This window comes from Pseudonocardia zijingensis, assembly GCF_042657305.1.
GTDB lineage: Bacteria > Actinomycetota > Actinomycetes > Mycobacteriales > Pseudonocardiaceae > Pseudonocardia > Pseudonocardia zijingensis.
Genome location: NZ_JBHSKO010000035.1, coordinates 19,428 through 35,863, shown reverse-complemented (window position 1 = coordinate 35,863; position 16,436 = coordinate 19,428). Strand labels below are relative to the sequence as shown.

The 16,436-nt window shown below is 73.4% G+C and carries 17 protein-coding genes; 10 read left to right on the top strand and 7 right to left on the bottom strand.

Annotated features, from left to right (window positions below):
- Positions 1 to 78: 78 nt before the first annotated feature.
- Positions 79 to 477 carry a hypothetical protein gene (locus ACFPL3_RS38450; RefSeq protein WP_343945508.1) on the bottom strand — a complete coding sequence of 133 codons (399 nt, stop codon included), beginning with the start codon at positions 475 to 477 and terminating at the stop codon, positions 79 to 81.
- A 377-nt stretch (positions 478 to 854) separates the two neighbouring features.
- On the opposite strand from ACFPL3_RS38450, the gene ACFPL3_RS38445 reads away from it, so the two are divergent.
- Genes ACFPL3_RS38445 through ACFPL3_RS38435 form a run of 3 tightly spaced genes read left to right on the top strand, consistent with a single transcriptional unit; the run spans position 855 to position 3,904 of the window.
- Positions 855 to 1,769 (top strand): carbohydrate ABC transporter permease, encoded by a 915-nt coding sequence (locus ACFPL3_RS38445; protein ID WP_343945507.1) that lies wholly within the window; start codon positions 855 to 857, stop codon positions 1,767 to 1,769.
- Positions 1,766 to 2,578, top strand: a complete 813-nt coding sequence (locus tag ACFPL3_RS38440) for a carbohydrate ABC transporter permease (RefSeq protein ID WP_343945506.1) — start codon at positions 1,766 to 1,768, stop codon at positions 2,576 to 2,578. The genes ACFPL3_RS38445 and ACFPL3_RS38440 overlap by 4 nt, the downstream gene beginning before the upstream one ends.
- A gap of 9 nt (positions 2,579 to 2,587) precedes the next feature.
- Positions 2,588 to 3,904, top strand: coding sequence for an ABC transporter substrate-binding protein (locus ACFPL3_RS38435; RefSeq protein WP_343945505.1), 1,317 nt, complete (start codon positions 2,588 to 2,590; stop codon positions 3,902 to 3,904).
- A gap of 138 nt (positions 3,905 to 4,042) precedes the next feature.
- On the opposite strand, the gene ACFPL3_RS38430 is transcribed toward ACFPL3_RS38435, so the two are convergent.
- Positions 4,043 to 5,452, bottom strand: coding sequence for an aminotransferase-like domain-containing protein (locus ACFPL3_RS38430; RefSeq protein ID WP_343945504.1), 1,410 nt, complete (start codon positions 5,450 to 5,452; stop codon positions 4,043 to 4,045).
- Here ACFPL3_RS38430 and ACFPL3_RS38425 point away from each other — a divergent pair.
- Positions 5,451 to 6,407 (top strand): DMT family transporter, encoded by a 957-nt coding sequence (locus ACFPL3_RS38425; protein ID WP_343945503.1) that lies wholly within the window; start codon positions 5,451 to 5,453, stop codon positions 6,405 to 6,407. The two genes, ACFPL3_RS38430 and ACFPL3_RS38425, sit on opposite strands and share 2 nt — an antisense overlap.
- Here ACFPL3_RS38425 and ACFPL3_RS38420 read toward each other — a convergent pair.
- The 4 genes from ACFPL3_RS38420 to ACFPL3_RS38405 are packed head-to-tail and all read right to left on the bottom strand — an operon-like array spanning position 6,374 to position 9,834.
- On the bottom strand, positions 6,374 to 7,516 hold the full coding sequence (locus ACFPL3_RS38420) for an RNA polymerase sigma factor (protein ID WP_343945524.1): 1,143 nt from the start codon (positions 7,514 to 7,516) through the stop codon (positions 6,374 to 6,376). The genes ACFPL3_RS38425 and ACFPL3_RS38420 overlap by 34 nt on opposite strands.
- Positions 7,517 to 7,524: 8 nt before the next feature.
- On the bottom strand, positions 7,525 to 7,932 hold the full coding sequence (locus ACFPL3_RS38415; RefSeq protein WP_343945502.1) for a YciI family protein: 408 nt from the start codon (positions 7,930 to 7,932) through the stop codon (positions 7,525 to 7,527).
- A 37-nt stretch (positions 7,933 to 7,969) separates the two neighbouring features.
- A complete protein-coding gene (locus ACFPL3_RS38410) occupies positions 7,970 to 9,154 on the bottom strand; it encodes a Gfo/Idh/MocA family protein (protein WP_343945501.1) in 1,185 nt (394 codons plus the stop codon).
- A 53-nt stretch (positions 9,155 to 9,207) separates the two neighbouring features.
- A complete protein-coding gene (locus ACFPL3_RS38405; protein WP_343945500.1) occupies positions 9,208 to 9,834 on the bottom strand; it encodes a TetR/AcrR family transcriptional regulator in 627 nt (208 codons plus the stop codon).
- Between the two features lie 72 nt (positions 9,835 to 9,906).
- On the opposite strand from ACFPL3_RS38405, the gene ACFPL3_RS38400 reads away from it, so the two are divergent.
- The 4 genes from ACFPL3_RS38400 (at position 9,907) to ACFPL3_RS38385 (ending at position 13,517) form a co-directional block, all read left to right on the top strand.
- On the top strand, positions 9,907 to 11,109 hold the full coding sequence (locus ACFPL3_RS38400; RefSeq protein ID WP_343945499.1) for an MFS transporter: 1,203 nt from the start codon (positions 9,907 to 9,909) through the stop codon (positions 11,107 to 11,109).
- Positions 11,106 to 12,029 carry an MBL fold metallo-hydrolase gene (locus ACFPL3_RS38395; protein ID WP_343945498.1) on the top strand — a complete coding sequence of 308 codons (924 nt, stop codon included), beginning with the start codon at positions 11,106 to 11,108 and terminating at the stop codon, positions 12,027 to 12,029. The genes ACFPL3_RS38400 and ACFPL3_RS38395 overlap by 4 nt, the downstream gene beginning before the upstream one ends.
- Positions 12,029 to 12,946 carry a fumarylacetoacetate hydrolase family protein gene (locus tag ACFPL3_RS38390; RefSeq protein WP_343945497.1) on the top strand — a complete coding sequence of 306 codons (918 nt, stop codon included), beginning with the start codon at positions 12,029 to 12,031 and terminating at the stop codon, positions 12,944 to 12,946. Before ACFPL3_RS38395 ends, ACFPL3_RS38390 begins: the two co-directional genes overlap by 1 nt.
- 82 nt (positions 12,947 to 13,028) lie before the next feature.
- A complete protein-coding gene (locus tag ACFPL3_RS38385; protein ID WP_343945496.1) occupies positions 13,029 to 13,517 on the top strand; it encodes a DUF5134 domain-containing protein in 489 nt (162 codons plus the stop codon).
- A 40-nt stretch (positions 13,518 to 13,557) separates the two neighbouring features.
- Here ACFPL3_RS38385 and ACFPL3_RS38380 read toward each other — a convergent pair whose 3' ends face one another.
- Positions 13,558 to 14,232 carry a GntR family transcriptional regulator gene (locus ACFPL3_RS38380; protein ID WP_343945495.1) on the bottom strand — a complete coding sequence of 225 codons (675 nt, stop codon included), beginning with the start codon at positions 14,230 to 14,232 and terminating at the stop codon, positions 13,558 to 13,560.
- A gap of 132 nt (positions 14,233 to 14,364) precedes the next feature.
- On the opposite strand from ACFPL3_RS38380, the gene ACFPL3_RS38375 reads away from it, so the two are divergent.
- A complete protein-coding gene (locus ACFPL3_RS38375; RefSeq protein ID WP_343945494.1) occupies positions 14,365 to 15,567 on the top strand; it encodes a serine hydrolase domain-containing protein in 1,203 nt (400 codons plus the stop codon).
- Between the two features lie 94 nt (positions 15,568 to 15,661).
- Positions 15,662 to 16,435 (top strand): RraA family protein, encoded by a 774-nt coding sequence (locus ACFPL3_RS38370; RefSeq protein WP_343945493.1) that lies wholly within the window; start codon positions 15,662 to 15,664, stop codon positions 16,433 to 16,435.
- Position 16,436 lies beyond the last annotated feature (1 nt).

Below are 16,436 nucleotides of genomic sequence, written 5' to 3'. Positions count from 1 at the left end.
TGAGCGGGGTCCGGGGCTCCAAGAAGCCCGCTCACGTCGACCCGGTCCGGTTTCGGGCTCTCCTGAGCTGAGCGACGATCAGGTTCGGCCGATCATGTGCTCCGGCCAGGCCAGGTCGAGCCACGCCGCAGTGCGCGTGCGTTCGTCCTGCACCACCCACTGCACCTGCGGCTTCGGCAGGCCTGCCTGCACGATGAGCATCCGCAGCCGTGTCTCCATCGGAGAGCCGGACCGGCGGTCGGCGTGGGCGAGCATGTCCGCCACCAGCTCGTTGCCACGCGAGCGGCGGTAGCGGGCGACGTATCCGCGCAGCAGATCAGGGTCGAACCGGTGCACCTCGGCCAGGCGATCGACGGCGACCACGCGTTCGACCAGGTCGTCGCGTCGGGCGAGGTCGTAGGCGGTGCGGAGCGGGCTGGTGACCCTCAGCCCCTTCACCTCGGTGATCTCGCCGGGTTGCAGGTGGGTGCGGTGCACGAGCAGACCGGGGTGGCTGCGCTGCCCCCGGTGGGGGACGGTGACCTCGGCGGGCGCGTCCCGGGGGCCGCAGGACGCGCGGAGGATCTCGGCCGCCGAGTGTCCTTGTGTCCGGGAAGATCCGCAGGAATCGCGGGCCGCGCAGTTCGTCGGGCGTGACGAGGCCGGCGGCCACCGCCTCGGAGCCGCAGAACGCGACCGGCCATCCCGCGACCTCCTGCACGGGTGGAGTGTCGCCCGCGGCGGCGCATTCCGGGCCCGATTCGGAAATCTCGTTCGAGGTCGACGTGAGCGGGGTTCGCAGCTCCGGGAAGCCCGCTCACGCCTACCTCGTCCAAGCGCACCCTCCGTCTGCGGGACGCGGACGATCTGATGGGATGATCCGCACGGAGCGCGGGGGACGGATGGCTGGTCAGAAGCGGGGAGCGTGGCGGGACACGCGCACGGCCTACCTGCTGCTCGCGCCCAGCCTGTTCGGGATCAGCGCGTTCCTGGTGCTGCCGATCCTCGTGGTGGCCGCACTCGCGCTGCAGCGCTGGGACCTGATCGGCCCGCGCACGTTCGTCGGCCTCGACAACTTCGTGGCGGTGGCCGCCGACGGCCGGTTCACCCGCTCGCTGCTGATCACCGCCGTGTTCGTGGCGGTCGTGATCCCGGCGCAGACGGTGCTCGGGCTGGTGGCGGCGCTGCTGCTGAACCGGGGGTTGCGCGGCTCGGCCGCGTTCCGCGTGCTGTACGTGCTGCCGTGGATCTGCGCGCCGCTCGTGCTCGGCGTGGTGTGGCGGTGGGTCCTCGCCCCGACCGACGGCGCTCTCAACGCCCTGCTCGGCCGGCGCGTCGAGTGGCTCGCCGACCCCGCGCTCGCGCTGCCGTCGGTGGCGGCGGTGACGGTGTGGACGCACATCGGGTACGTGGCGCTGTTCTTCTCGGCCGGGTTGCGCGCGATCCCGGACACCGTGCACGAGGCCGCGATGCTCGACGGGGCGGGCCCGTGGCAGCGGTTCTGGCGGGTCACGCTCCCGCTGCTGCGGCCCACCACGTTCTTCGTGCTGGTCACCCAGATCATCGCGACGTTCCAGGTGTTCGACTCCGTCTACGCGCTCACGCCGAACGGCGGGCCGCAGGGCGTCACCGACGTCGTGGCGGGCCGGATCTACTACGAGGCCTTCGAGCAGCGCGCGGTCGGCCAGGCCGCGGTGATGGCGCTGGTGCTGTTCGTGCTGCTCGTGGCCGTGACCCTCGTCCAGCAGCGGTGGTTCGCCCGCCGCACGACCTACGACCTGTCGACATGAGGACCGTCGGGGTCTACCTGCTGCTGGTACTGGGCGCGGTGGCGACGCTCGCCCCGTTCCTGCTGAGCCTGCAGACGGCGCTGAAGTCGCCGGAGCAGTTCGCGTCCGAGCCGGTGCTCACCCCGCCGGATCCGCCCACGCTGGTGAACTTCGCCGCGCTGTTCGGCGACCGCTACGACTTCGTGGCGCCGGTGGCGGTCACGGCGCAGGTCGTGGCCGTGATCGTGGTGGGCCAGCTGGTGTTCTCGGTGTTCGCCGCCTACGCGTTCGCCCGGCTGCGCTTCCCCGGCCGGGACGCGCTCTTCTGGCTGTACGTGGCCACGCTGATGGTGCCCCAGATCGTCACGATCATCCCGCTGTACGCGGTGTTCGCCGACCTCGGCATCCGCAACACGTTCTGGGCGCTCGTGCTCCCGTACGTCTTCGGGCACCCGTACGGGATCTTCCTGCTGCGGGAGTACTTCAAGGGCATCCCCGGCGACCTGCTCGACGCCGCGAAGCTCGACGGGGCGGGCACGCCGCGCATCCTGTGGCACGTGGTCGTGCCGGTGAGCCGGCCGATCCTCGCCACGCTCACGATCATCACCGTCGTCACGCACTGGAACAACTTCCTGTGGCCCCTGGTGATCACCACGGGGCGGCAGTGGCAGGTGCTGACGGTGGCGACGTCCGCCCTGCAGTCGCAGTACAACTCCAACTGGACGGTGGTCATGGCGGCCACCACGGTCGCCGTCCTGCCGCTCATGCTGCTGTTCCTGGCGTTCCAGCGCCACGTCGTCCGCTCGATCACGATCACCGGGTTCCGGTAGGGAGTCCACATGAGATTGCGTCCACTCGTCACGGTGCTGGCCGCCGCGCTCGCCCTCGCCGCCTGCTCGCCCGCCGCGCCGGACGACGCCCCGGCGGCCGACGGCGCCACCACCGTCACGGTGCGGATCTGGGACGAGCAGGTCGCCACCGCGTACGAGCAGTCGTTCGACGAGTTCACGCGGCAGAACCCGGACGTGCAGGTCCAGCTGAACGTCGTGCCCTGGAGCGACTACTTCACCGGGCTCAGCCTGGACGTCGCGAGCGGCACCGCGGAGGACGTCTACTGGCTCAACAGCTCCAACTTCGGTGCGCTCGCCGACGGCGGCAAGCTGATCGACGTGGGCCGCGAGCTCGCCGACCAGCAGGAGGACTGGGTGCCTGCCGCCGTGGAGCAGTACTCGCGGGGCGGCACGCTGTGGGGCGTGCCCGCGCTCACCGACGGGCGCATCGTCGTCTACTACAACAAGGCCATGGTCGACGCCGCCGGCGTGGACCCGGCGAACCTCACGTGGAACCCGTCCGACCCGGCGGCCGACACGTTCCTGCCCGCCGCGCGCAAGCTCACCGTCGACAGCGCCGGCCGCACAGCCGACCAGCCCGGCTTCGACCCGGGCGCGATCACCCAGTACGGCTTCAACGCGGCGCGCGACCTGCAGGCGATCTACTTCAACTTCGCCGGCTCCAACGGCGGCAGCATCCAGGGCCCGGACGAGTCGCTCACCTTCACCGACCCGAAGACCGTCGAGGCCTTCGACTACCTGGTGAAGCTGATCAACACCGAGCACGTGGCGCCGTCGGCGGCCGACACCAACGACAACCCCGACTTCAGCCGCGACCAGTTCCTGCAGGGCAAGATGGCGCTCTTCCAGTCGGGCACCTACAACCTCAAGAACGTCGGCGACGGCGCGGCGTTCGAGTGGGGCATCGCACCGCTGCTCAACGGCCCCACCGGCCGGGTGAGCGTGGTCAACAGCGTGATCGCCGCGGGCAACGCCGACAGCCCCCGCCGCGACGCCATCCTCAAGGTGCTGCGCTGGATCGGCTCGCCCGAGGGTGCCTCGTACGTGGGGTCCGAGGGCGCGGCGCTGCCCGCCGTCACCTCCGCGCAGCAGGACTACTACGACTACTGGGAGGGCCAGGGCGTCGACACCCGCTTCTTCGGGGAGGAGGGCGGCACCGCCACGATCCCGGCACCCGCGGGCCCCAAGTTCGAGGCGGCGTCCACGGCGTTCAACCCGATCCTCAACGAGGTCTTCGCCGGCCGCACCCCGGTGGCCGAGGGGCTGCAGCAGGCCCAGGAGGCGGGCAACGCGGCGATGCGCTGAGGCGCCCCCGCAGCCCCGCGCCCCACGGGTGCCGGCCCCCCGAACGCCGGCCCCCGAATGCCAGCATGGTGGCTTTACTGGCGTAATGCGCCAGCAAAGCCACCATGCTGGCGTCAGAGGCGGGCGGGTGGGGCGGGGCTAGGTCTGGGTGGCCAGTGCCTCTCCCAGGACCCGGGCGCCGTCGGGGAAGCGCGCGGGGTCGGGACCGGAGAAGTTGAGCCGCACGTGCGGGCCGGAGGGCTCCGCGGGGAACCACTCCGTGCCCGGGGCGATCAGCACGCCGGCGGCCTCGCAGTCGCGGGTGAGCCGGTCGAGGTCGGTGCCGTCGGGCAGCCGGGCCCACAGGTGCAGGCCGCCGCGGGGGACGTGGTCCAGGTGCGCGTCCGGCACGTGCTCGGCGAGGGCGCCGGCGAGCAGGTCGCGCCGGGACCGCAGCTGCTGGGCGAGGCCGCGCAGGTGGGTGAGCCACCCGCGCTGGGTGACGACGTCCAGGGCGGCGACCTGGAGCAGGTCGCTGACGTACATCGACTCCGCGCCGTGGTCGGCGAGGACGCGGTCGCGGGCCGGGCCGCGGGCGATGATCCCGGCCACGCGCACGGCGGGCGACACGCTCTTGGTGAGGGACCGCACGTACACGACGTGGCCGGCGTCGTCGTGGGCGGCGAGCGGGCGGGCCGTGGTCTCGATGCCGAAGTCGTGGGCCCAGTCGTCCTCCACCAGGAACGCCCCGTGGGCGCGGACGAGGTCGAGCACCCGCTGCGCCCGCTCGCGGGACCACTGGGCGCCGGTCGGGTTGGCGTAGTTGGGCTGGGCGTACAGCACGCGCGCGCCGGTCTCGGCGAAGGCGCGGGCGAGCTCGTCGGGGTCGGGGCCGTCCGGCCCGCTGGGCACCGGCACGGTGCGCACCCCGGCCTGGGCCGCGGCGAGGATGGCGCCCCAGTAGGTGGGGGACTCGAGCAGCAGCGGGCGCCCGGGGCCCACGAGCGCCCGGAAGATGCCGCTCAGCCCGATCTGGCTGCCCGGCACGACCACGACGTCGCGCGCCGAGGGCGGGGTGACGCCCGGCGGGGTGGCCTCGGCCAGCTCGGTGGCGAACCAGGCCCGCAGCTCCGGGCGGCCGGGCACGGGGGAGCGCACGAGCGCGGCGTCGCCGCGGGCGGCCCGGGCGAGCGCGGAGCGCACCAGGCGTTCGGGCAGGAGCGTGCGGTCGGGGTAGCCGGCGTGCAGGCCGATCGCGTCGGGGGAGGCGCTGCGCAGCGGCGACGACACGGGCGGCAGGTGGGTGCGCGGGGCCCCGAGCGCGGCCGTCTGCCAGCCGTAGTCGGGGGCGCGGGCGGTGCGTACGGCCCGGGCGAAGGTGCCGACACCCGGCCTGCTCTCCACCAGCCCGAGCGCCCCGAGCGTGCGCATGGCCTTCTGCACCGTCACGGGGCTCGCCCCGTAGCGCGCCACCAGCTCCCGGTTCGAGGGCAGCCGCGCCCCGGGCGGCGCCGTCGCCAGCCACGTGCGCAGGCCCGCGACGATCCGCGCACTGCTATCGTCAGACATGTTACGGAACAGTAGCGCTACTCGCACGACGGCTCACGCGTTATCGGCTGGGCCCTGGTGGGGTCTGCTGGGCGTGCTGTCGTTCTCGCTGACGGTTCCCTTCACCCGCGTCGCCGTGGGCGGGTTGTCCCCGCTGTTCATCGGCGCGGGCAGGGCGGTCGTGGCCGCGCTGCCGGCCGCGGTGGCCCTCGCCGTCACCCGGCAACGACCGCCCACCCGCCGCCAGTGGGTGCGGCTGGCCGTGGTGGCGGCCGGGATCGTGGCCGGGTTCCCGCTGCTCACCTCGTTCGCCCTGACGACGGTGCCCGCGAGCCACGGCGCGGTGGTGATCGCGCTGCTGCCGGTGGCGACCGCCGCGGTCGCCGTGCTGCGCACCCGGGAACGCCTGCCGCGCTCGTTCTGGGTGACGGCCGCGGTCGGCGCCGTCGCCGCGCTGGCGTTCGCGTCGCTGCAGAGCGGCGGCTTCGGCGGGCTGCACGTGGCGGACGTCCTGCTGTTCGGCGCCGTGGTCGCGGCCGCGGTCGGGTACGCCGAGGGCGGGCTGCTCGCGCGCGAGCTCGGTTCCTGGCAGACGGTGTCGTGGGCGCTGGTGCTGGCGGCACCCGTGATGCTCGCCGGGACGGCCGCCTCCGTCGTGAGCGCGCCGCCCTCGGCCACGCCCCAGGAGTGGGCCGCGTTCGCCTACCTCGCGGCGGTGAGCATGTACCTCGGCTTCTTCGCCTGGTACCGCGGTCTCGCCATCGGCCCGATCGCGCAGGTGAGCCAGGTGCAGCTGGTGCAGCCGGTGCTCACGATCGCCTGGGCCGCCCTCCTGCTCGGCGAGGAGCTGACGTGGGCCACCGTGCTCGGCGGGCTCGCCGTGGTGGTCTGCGCCGCCGTCGCGGTGCGCATCCGCCTCGACCGCGGCGGGGGCGCCCGCCGTCAGCGGAGGAGGGCGCCCAGCCGCGCGGCCTGACGGGTGAGGTGGTCGCGTTCGGCGAGCGAGGGGGCCTTCGGGGCCGCCTCCGCGTACAGCCGGGCCGCCGTGGCGAGGTCGCCGTCGCGCTCGTGGAGGTACGCCGCCGCCGCGGTGTGGCGGGGCAGCGCGTCGTCGAGCTCGGCGAGCGCCGCCAGCCCGGCCCGCGGGCCGTCGGCCTCCCCGACGGCCACCGCGCGGTTGAGCCGGACCACCGGGCTGTCGGTGAGGCGCACGAGCTCGTCGTACCACTCGACGATCTGCGGCCAGTCGGTCTCCTCGGCGGTGGGTGCGTCGGCGTGCAGCGCCGCGATGGCGGCCTGGGCCTGGAACTCGCCCAGCCGGTCGCGGGCCAGCGCGGCCTGCAGGATCGCGACGCCCTCGGCGATCATGCGGGTGTCCCACCGGCTGCGGTCCTGCTCGGCCAGCGGCACGAGGCTGCCGTCGGGTGCGGTGCGACCCGCGCGGCGGGCGTGGTGCAGCAGCATGAGGGCGAGCAGGCCCGCCACCTCCGGGTGGTCGATCACCGCCGCGAGCTGGCGGGTGAGCCGGATGGCCTCGGCCGCGAGGTCGACGTCGCCGGAGTAGCCCTCGTTGAACACCAGGTAGAGCACGCGCAGCACGGTGGCGACGTCACCGTGCCGGTCGAACCGCACGCTCGCGACGGTGCGCTTGGCCCGGCTGATGCGCTGCGCCATCGTGGCCTCGGGCACCAGGTAGGCCTGGGCGATCTGGCGGGTGGTCAGCCCGCCGACGGCGCGCAGCGTGAGCGCCACCGCCGACGAGGGCGTCAGCGACGGGTGCGCGCACAGGAAGTAGAGCTGCAGCGTGTCGTCCACCGCGGGCGCAGGACCGGGGGTCGGCTCCTCGTCGACGACGTCCTCGCGGCGCCGGCGGGCGGTCTCGGCCCGGGTGGCGTCGAGGAACTTCCGCCACGCCACGGTGACCAGCCAGCCCTTCGGGTCCCGTGGTGGATCCGACGGCCAGACCCGCAGCGCTTCGACCAGCGCGTCCTGCACGGAGTCCTCGGCCGCCGCGAAGTCGGCCCCGCGCCGGACGATTACCCCGAGCACGCCCGGCACGAGGCTGCGGATCAGCGCGTCGTCCACCGGCCGCGTCACTCCGTGACGGTGGCCGGTACGCCGTAGAAGGGCCGCAGCTCGAGCCACTCGTGGATGGGCTTGCCGCCGGCTCCCGGTGCGGCCGACAGCTCACCGGCCAGCTCGACGGCGCGCTCGTAGCTGTCGACGTCGATCACCATCCAGCCCGCGATGAGGTCCTTGGTCTCGGCGAACGGGCCGTCGGTGACCGGCGGGCGGCCCTCGCCGTCGTACCGCACGAACGTGCCCTCGGGGGAGAGGGCCTGGCTGTCGACGAACTCGCCGGTCTCCTGGAGCCGGGCCGCGAAGTCGCTCATGTACTGCAGGTGCGCCGAGATCTCCTCGGGCGTCCACCGGGCCATCGGGACGTCGTTCACGGCCGCCGGCGCGCCGCGGTAGTGCTTGAGCAGCAGGTACTTGGCCATCGGGCTTCTCCTCCGGTCTCGGCGCGACCCATTCTGGTCACGTCCGCTCCGGGGACGGAGCCGGTCGCGGGTTCTCGACACCACCCTCGAAGATTTTTCCGGGCAGTTCGGAGAACAGCGCCAGCTGCTCCGCGCAGCGCCGGACGGTGGCGTCGGCGTCGGCCACCACCGGGCGGCCGTCGACTTCGGTCACGGCGGCGCGGGGGAGCGGGCGGGCCGGCCCGTCGCGCCGCACGGCCTCCAGCAGGTGCATGAACGGCGCGCACGCGGCGAGCGGGGCGAGCAGGGGCACGGCGGGGTCGGCGAGGTGGGCCACGAGGTTGTCGAGCAGCACGGTGCGCCCGGGCGGCCCGGTGACGGCGGTGCCGTCGGCGGTGTGCCCGGTGAGCGTGTCGGTGGTGTACTCGAGCTCCAGGCGGCCCCGTTCGCCGTGCACGACGATCACCGGGGCGCGGTGCTCGGCGGCGCACAGCGTGACGGCCACGACGATCGGCACCCCGTCCGCTGTGAGCCGGGCCGCGGCGGTGTCGTCGCCCTCGGGCGAGGCGGTGCGGTAGCGCTCCAGCTCCACGGTGACGGCGGCGTCGTCGCGCACGCCGGCCACCCGCAGGGCCGACGCCGTGGCGTGGGCGAACGCGTTGGTGAGCGCGCCGTCGGTGACCGGCACGCCGTCGAGGCTCATCCGGCCGGCCCACGGCGCGCGCGTGAAGTAGGACCGCTCCCGCACCCACGCGCCGTGCACGCCAACGCCGCGCAGCCGCCCGACGGCGCCGTCGGCCACGAGCCGGGCCGCGTGGGCCAGCGCGTGCGAGCCGAAGGACTGGAACCCGACCTGGCACACCCGGCCGGCCGCCGCGACCTCGGCTGACAGCTCCCGGAACTGCGCCATCGACGCCGTGGGCGGCTTCTCCACGAGCAGGTGGGAGCCGGTGGCGAGCGCGAGCCGGGCCAGCGGCAGATGGGTGTGGATCGGGGTGGAGACGATCGTGACGTCCGGGCGCACGCGCTCGAGCAGCTCGGCCGCGTCCGCGACGATCGGCACGCCGGCCCCGCCGGGCAGCGCCCGCACCCGCTCCAGGGCCTGCGGGTCGGGCGGGCGGGGGTCGGCGAGCCCCGCCACCCGCACCGCCCCGGTGGCGGCGAGGCGGAGCAGGCCGTCGAGGTGCACCTGGCCGTAACCGTGCACGCCGATCAGCGCGACGCGCGGTGGGTGGTTCGACACCGGGTCCCCTTTCAGGAAAGCGGTTGCCACCCTATGTCGCGACGTGCGGTGCGTCAGCCGTGCCGCCAGCCCGCCGTGATGAACGCGCGCAGGAGCTCGACGTTGGAGGCCGGTGGGGGAGCGTCGGTGAGGTTGCTCAAGCGGTCGTCGAACGCGCTCTGGGTGAGCGCGCCGACGGCGAACAGGTAGGCCCATTCGTGGAACCCGGGCGGCTTGCCGGGGAGCGCCTGCTTCAGCGCGGCGATGAACCGCCGTGCCATCGGGTCGAACAGCTCGGCGATCACCGGCCGCTGCATGCTCGACGGGTCGGCGGCCTCCCGCAGCACGAGCCGCCGGTACCAGGCGCCCTCCTCCGCGAGCGCCACCACCGGGTCCATGAACGCGGCGACGATCCGGTCGAGCGCCTCGGGGGCCGTCGGGTCCTCGATGGCCTCCAGCAGCCGCAGCCGCTCTTCGTTGACGTGCTGGCGCCGGGCGAAGACCGCCGTGTAGAGCGCGAGCTTCGACTCGAAGTGGTAGCCGATCAGGGAGAGCTTGACGTCGGCCGCGGCGGCGATCTGCCGCAGCGTGGTGGCGTGGTAGCCGGCCTCGGCGAACACCCGCTCGGCGGCGTCGAGGATCCGCTCGCGCCGGGCGATCGGGGTCTCGGCGACGGCAGCGCGCTCGGGGGCCTCGGTCATCCGCCCACACTACTGGACGAGACTGACTGGACGTCCGTACAGTCCGGTGCATCGTTTCGAAGAGGAGACGCGATGCGGATGCGCTGGGTGGTGCTGGGCGGGAGCTTCCTCGCCTACATGTTCGACGCGATGGAGATCATCCTGCTGTCGCTGGCGTTGCCGGCGATCCGCGAGGACCTCGGGCTCGGCGCGGGGCAGGCAGGCCTGCTCGCCACGGCCACGCTGCTCGGGATCGGGCTCTCGAGCCTGCTGGCCGGGTACGTGTCGGACAACTTCGGGCGCAAGACCGCGCTGATCGGCTCGCTCACCGTGTTCGGCGTCTTCACCGCGGCGCTCGTGGCCGTCCCGAACTTCGAGCTCTTCCTGCTCCTGCGGTTCGTCGCGGGCTTCGGGCTCGGCGGCGTGTGGGGCGTGGTGTCGGCCTACGTCGTCGAGACGTGGCCGAGCGAGTCCCGCGGACGTGCGGCGGCGTTCGTGCTGAGCAGCTTCCCCATCGGCGGTGTCGCCGCGGCGCTGCTGTCCGGGCTCTTCCTGCCGGACTGGCGGCTGATGTTCCTGGTGGCGGGGGCCGGGGTCGTGCTCCCGCTGCTGGTGGTGATCCCGTTCTTCCCGGAGTCGAAGGCGTGGACGGACGCGCGGGCGGCGGACACGGGCGGCCGCGTGTCGGTCACCGAGATCTTCGCCCCCGCCGTGCGGCGGCGCACGATCGTCGCCACGCTGGTGGCCGGCCTCGCGCTCACCGGCTGGTGGGGCGGCTCCACCTGGCTGCCGACCTACCTGGCCACCGAGCGGGGCATCCCGACGGCCACGGTGGCGGTGTTCATGACGGTGCTCAACCTCGGCATGTTCGTGGGCTACAACGTGTTCGGCCTGATCGCCGACCGGATCGGCAGGCGGTCGGCGATCATCGTCTCGCTGCTCGGCGTGGCGGTCACGCTCCCGCTCTACGCGCTCACCACCAACCAGACGGCCCTGCTGTGGTTCGGGCCGCTGTTCGCGTTCTTCGCCGCCTTCACCGGCCTGTTCGGCTCCTACATCGGGGAGCTGTTCCCCACCCGCATCCGCACCACCGGGGCGGGCTTCTGCTTCAACGTCGGCCGCGGCGTGTCGGCGTTCGCGCCGTTCGGGCTGGCCGCGCTCGCCGCCGTCATCGGCCTGTCCGGCGGCCTGCTCGTCTGCGCGGCGTTCTTCGCGGCCGCCGGCCTGCTGACGTTCCTGCTACCCCGCACCGACCGGCAGCCGGAGCCGGCCCCGACCCTGGAGAGGACCGCATGACCACGATGCCCCCGCCCGAGCTCACCGAGCTGGCGCCCGGCGTCTTCGCCTACGTCCAGCCCGACGGGAGCTGGATGATCAACAACACCGGTGCGGTGGCCGGGGAGACCGGGCACCTGCTCGTCGACACCACGTCCACCGAGGCGCGCAACCGGGCCCTGCTCGACGCCGTCGCCACCGTCTGCCCGGGCGACCCGCGGGCGCTGGTGAACACCCACCACCACGGCGACCACACCTACGGCAACTGGCTCGTGCCGGCGCAGACGCCCGTCATCGGGCACGTGCACTGCCGGGAGGACGTGCTCGCCGCGGGGCTCGTCGCCGCGCAGGTCCTCACCGGGCCCGACTACGGCCGCCTCGAGATCCGCCCGCCGGACGTCACGTTCACCGGCGCGATGACCCTGCACCTGGGCGGGCGGGCGGTCGAGCTGATCCACGTCGGCCCGGCGCACACCCGCAGCGACGTGGTCGTGTGGCTGCCGCAGGAGCGCGTGCTCTTCGCCGGCGACCTCGCGTTCGCGGGTGGCCAGCCGTTCCTCGTGGAGGGCAGCGTCGCGGGCTACCGACCCGCCCTCGCCCGGATCCGCGAGCTCGAACCCGACGTCCTCGTGCCCGGCCACGGGCCGGTGTGCCGCGGCGACGAGATCCCGGCGCTGCTCGACGAGCTCACCGAGTACGGGGCGTTCGTCGACGCCGTGGCCCGCGAGCACCACGCGGCCGGGCGCACACCCCTGGAGGCGGCCACGATGGAGAAGGACAACCGGTTCGCCTCCTGGCAGGAGAGCGAGCGGCTCGTCGGCAACCTGCACCGCGCCTACAACGAGCTCGACGGGCACCCGCTCGGCACCCGGATCCCCCTCGACGCCGTGTGGCCGGACATGGTCGCGTTCCACGGCGGCCCGATCGGGTGCTTCGCCTGATGCGCTGGGTCACCTACCGCGCCGCCGACGGCGCCGAGCGTCCGGGACTGCTGCGGGACGGGCGCGTGCACGGGCTGGACGGCACGCTGCTCGCGCTGATCGAGTCGGGTCTCGCCGAGGCGGCCGAGCGGGCCGTGGCCGCACCCGTCGAGGTCGTCGACCTCGCCGACGTGCAGCTCGTGGCCCCGATCCCGCGCCCGCCCTCCGTGCGGGACTTCCTGTCGTTCGAGGAGCACCTGCGCAACGCCGTGCACGCCCTCGGCCGCACCGACCCGCCGCCCGTGTGGTTCGAGCAGCCGGTCTTCTACTTCTCCAACCCGGCCGCGATCCTGGGGCCCGACGAGGAGGTCCCGATCTCTCCGGGCTGCGAGGCGTTCGACTACGAGGTGGAGGTGGCGGCCGTCGTCGGGCGGGCTGGCAGCGACCTCTCGCCGGCAGAGGCGGAGGCCTGCATCGCGGGCTACACGATCCTCTGCGACTGGTCGGCCCGCGACGTGCAGCGCCGCGAGTCGTCGGCAGGGCTGGGCCCGGCGAAGGGCAAGGACGGCGCCACCTCGATCGGCCCGGTCCTCGTCACCCCCGACGAGCTCGAGCCCTACCGCGACGGCAGGGGCTACCGCCTCGCGATGCGGGCGTCGGTGAACGGGCGCGAACAGGGCGGCGGGACGTGGGCCGACATCCACTGGTCGTTCGGGCAGATGCTGGCCTACGCCTCCCGCGGCACTCGGCTGCTGCCCGGGGACGTGGTGGGCAGCGGCACCGTCGGCACCGGGTGCCTGCTGGAGCTGTCCGGGCTGCACGGCTCCGAGCGCTACCCGTGGCTGCAGCCGGGCGACGTCGTCTCGATCGAGGTGGAGCAGATCGGGACGATCACCGGCCGGATCGTGCCCGGTCCGGAGCTGGTGCCGCTGTCCTGACCGCGCGGCGTTGACGCAACCAGTGAGCTGCTATAGCGTTTATGGCAACCCGCTGGTTGCCACATGACGGGATGGTCGCGCCATGACGAGTCCGGTCCTCGCGCTCGCGTTCACGGTGCTCTTCGTGATCACCGGTGCCGGTTCGCTGGTCCGGCTGGTCGCGCGGGCGGGTGCCGACCGCACGGCCGAGCTGGCACACCTCGCCATGAGCGGCGCGATGGCCGGGATGGCGTGGGGGTGGCCCGCCGGGCCGCACACGGTGGGCGGCACCGTGCAGCTCCTGGTGTTCGGTGTGCTCGCCGTCGTGTTCGCCGCGCGGGTGCTCGACCCGGCCGGGCCGGACGGCAGTGCCCACCACCTGCTCGCGCTCGCGGCGATGGTCTGGATGGTCCTCGGTATGTCCGCCGCCCACGGGCACGGCACGCACGGGGCGGCGGCTCCCGCGGTGACGCAGCTGGTCACCGTCGCGTTCGTGGTGGCGGTCTGCGCCGCGCCGTTCGCCCGCGCCACCGGGGTGGGTCAGGTCCTGATGAGCGGCGGCACGGCCGCGATGCTGCTGGCGATGCTCTGACCCCGTGAGTGGATACGAGTGCGGGAGCACTCGTATCCACTCACGACCCGTCGGGGTCGCGGCGCTCGGCGAAGCTGCGTTCCCCGTGCACGGCCAGCTCGGCCAGCACGGCCTGCGGGTCGCCCGCCTCGATGAGCTCCAGCAGGTAGCGGTGCCGGGCGACGTGCTCCACGAGGCTCTCGTAGTAGCGCTCGCGGGCGTCGAGGTTGCGGGACATGCAGAGCAGCATCTGCTGCTGCACCGAGCGGTAGATCTCGGAGAGCCTGCGGTGTCCGGCGAGCCCGACGATCGAGGCGTGGAAGGCGTAGCCGTTCTCGACCAGCGAGCCGCGGTCCTCCTCGCGGGCGTTGCGCTCCATCCGCTCGAGCGCCTCGTGGCAGGCGACGAGCCGGGAACGGTCCTGCACCGGGACGCCCAGCTCCACGGCCATCTTCTCCAGCCCGGTGCGCAGCGTGAGGATCTCGAAGACGTCCTGGTCGGTGAGGGTGGCCACCGTGGAGCCGTAGCGGGGCCGCGTGACGACCAGCCCGTCGTTCTGCAGCAGCCGCAGCGCCTCGCGCAGGGGTGGCCTGCTGATTCCGAGGTGCTCGGTGAGACGCTCCTCGACGAGCCGCTCGCCCGGCGCGAAGGCCCCGGAGAGGATCATCTTGCGGATCGACTCCGCGGCCAGCGACACCAGGCTGGGCGGGTCGATCCGCTCGCCGACGCTGGTCATGTGGGCCTCCCTGTTCCGTGTGCGTCCAGCATCCCGCACTCCGGCACCGCGCCGATGAATCGGGCACCGCCCGCCGGTCTGAATCCGGCAGACCTCCCGACCACCGCGTCACCGAACGGAGCACTGGACACCATGACCTCCAACGGCAGGAACGGCTTCAGCGAACCCGGGTTGCAGCGGCTGCGGCGCACCATGGCCGCGCACGTGGAATCGGGCCGGGTCCCGGGGCTGGTCGCCGTGGTCGAACGGCACGGCGAGATCCACGTCGAGGCGATGGGCACGACGGAGCTCGGCGGGAACGTGCCGATGCGGCCGGACACGATCTTCCGGATCAGCTCCATGACCAAGCCGATCACGGCGGTGGCCGTGCTCCTCCTCGTGGAGGAGTGCGTGCTGCGCCTCGACGAGCCGGTGGATCGGTTGCTGCCGGAGCTCGCCGACCGTCGCGTGCTGCGCTCCCCAGGTGCGTCGCTGGACGACACCGTGCCGGCGCAGCGGCCCATCATCGTGCGAGACACGCTCGACTTCCGGCTCGGGATGGGCATGGTCCTCACCGAGGAGGCGTTCGGGTGGCCGTACTTCGCCGCGGCCCAGGAGCTGGGCATCGCCGGCTTCGGCCCGCCGCAGCCCGACCTGCTGCACACCGCCGACGAGTGGCTGCGCCGCATCGCGACGCTGCCGCTGCTCGACCAGCCCGGCCGGTCGTGGAGCTACAACATCGGCTCGTACGTGCAGAGCATCCTCGTCGAACGCGCGTGCGGCACGCCGTTCGCGGAGTTCCTGCACGAGCGGATCTTCGAGCCGCTCGGCATGCGGGACACCGGGTTCACCGCGCCGGACGCCGACGTCGACCGGTTCACGGCCTCGTACGTCGCCACGGAGGGCGGGCTGGAACTGCACGACCCGCGCGAGGGCAGCGCCTGGACGCACCGGCCCGCGTTCCCCGACGGCGCGGGCGGGCTGGTCTCGACCGCGCAGGACTACCTGGCGTTCGCCCGGATGCTGCGGGACGGGGGAGTGCACGGCGGCACGCGCATCCTGTCGCGCCGCGCGGTGGAGCTGATGACGTCGAACCGGCTCACCCCGCAGCAGTGCGAGGAGTCTTTCGGCGGCGTGGACGGCTGGGGCTTCGGCGTCGGGGTGGGCCTGCGCGGCGACGACCTGTGGCGCACCCCGGGGCGCTACGGCTGGGACGGGGGCCTGGGCACGTCCTGGTACACCGACCCCGCCGAGGACCTGGTGGGGATCCTGCTGACCCAGCGCATGGAGTACCCGGACCACAACCCCGTGCGGCTCGACTTCTGGACCTCGGCCTACGCCGCGCTCGACCGCTGATCCGCGGTCCGTCACCGCTCACCCCGATCCTTGCGTCCGTCTTTTGACTGTTGTAGACAATAGCCGACCTCACGGACGAGCTGAAAGGCGCTCGATGACGATCGCGCACGACCGGTCCGCACCCGCCGCAGGCCCCGACAAGGCCGACCCGGAGAACCTCGGCTCCCTCTACAAGCACCTGCGGGTGGCCGACGTCGCCGACGCGCTCGACGGCATCGGCTACTTCGACCTCACGCTGATGTCGCCGGAGATCCGGCCGCTGTGGGAGGGCATGCGGTTCTGGGGGCCCGCGGCGACGCTGCGCTGCGTCCCGGCCAACAAGCCGATGTGGAAGCTCGACACCACCGAGGAGATCGTCGGCGCGCACGGAATCTGGTTCGGCAGGTACGGGCACAAGCGCCTGCCCGACGGGCTCGAGCCCGGCCACGTCGTCGTCACCGACTCCGGCGGCGGGCGCGAGGTCGGGTTCTGGGGCTCGGAGAACTCGATGGGCGCGGTCGTCAAGGGCGCCAACGGCATCATCACCGACGGATACTGCCGCGACACCGACGAGGTGATCCGCCAGCGCACCCCGGTCTGCGTACGCCGCCGCGGGCGCACGATCATCCCCGGCCGGATCGAGGTGGTCGAGGTGCAGACGACGATCGCCTGCGGCGGCGTGCAGGTGCGCCCCGGGGACATCGTCGGCGCCGACGGCGACGGCTGCATCGTCGTGCCCGTCGAGGTCGCGCACGAGGTGGCCACGCACGCGCGCGCGATCCTGCTCGCCGACATGAACGCGCGGCGCAAGCACTACGCCGCGCTCGGCCTGCCCGCCGACAGCACGATCGACATCGACGCCGTCGAGGCGTACTACGCCGGCGTCTGAC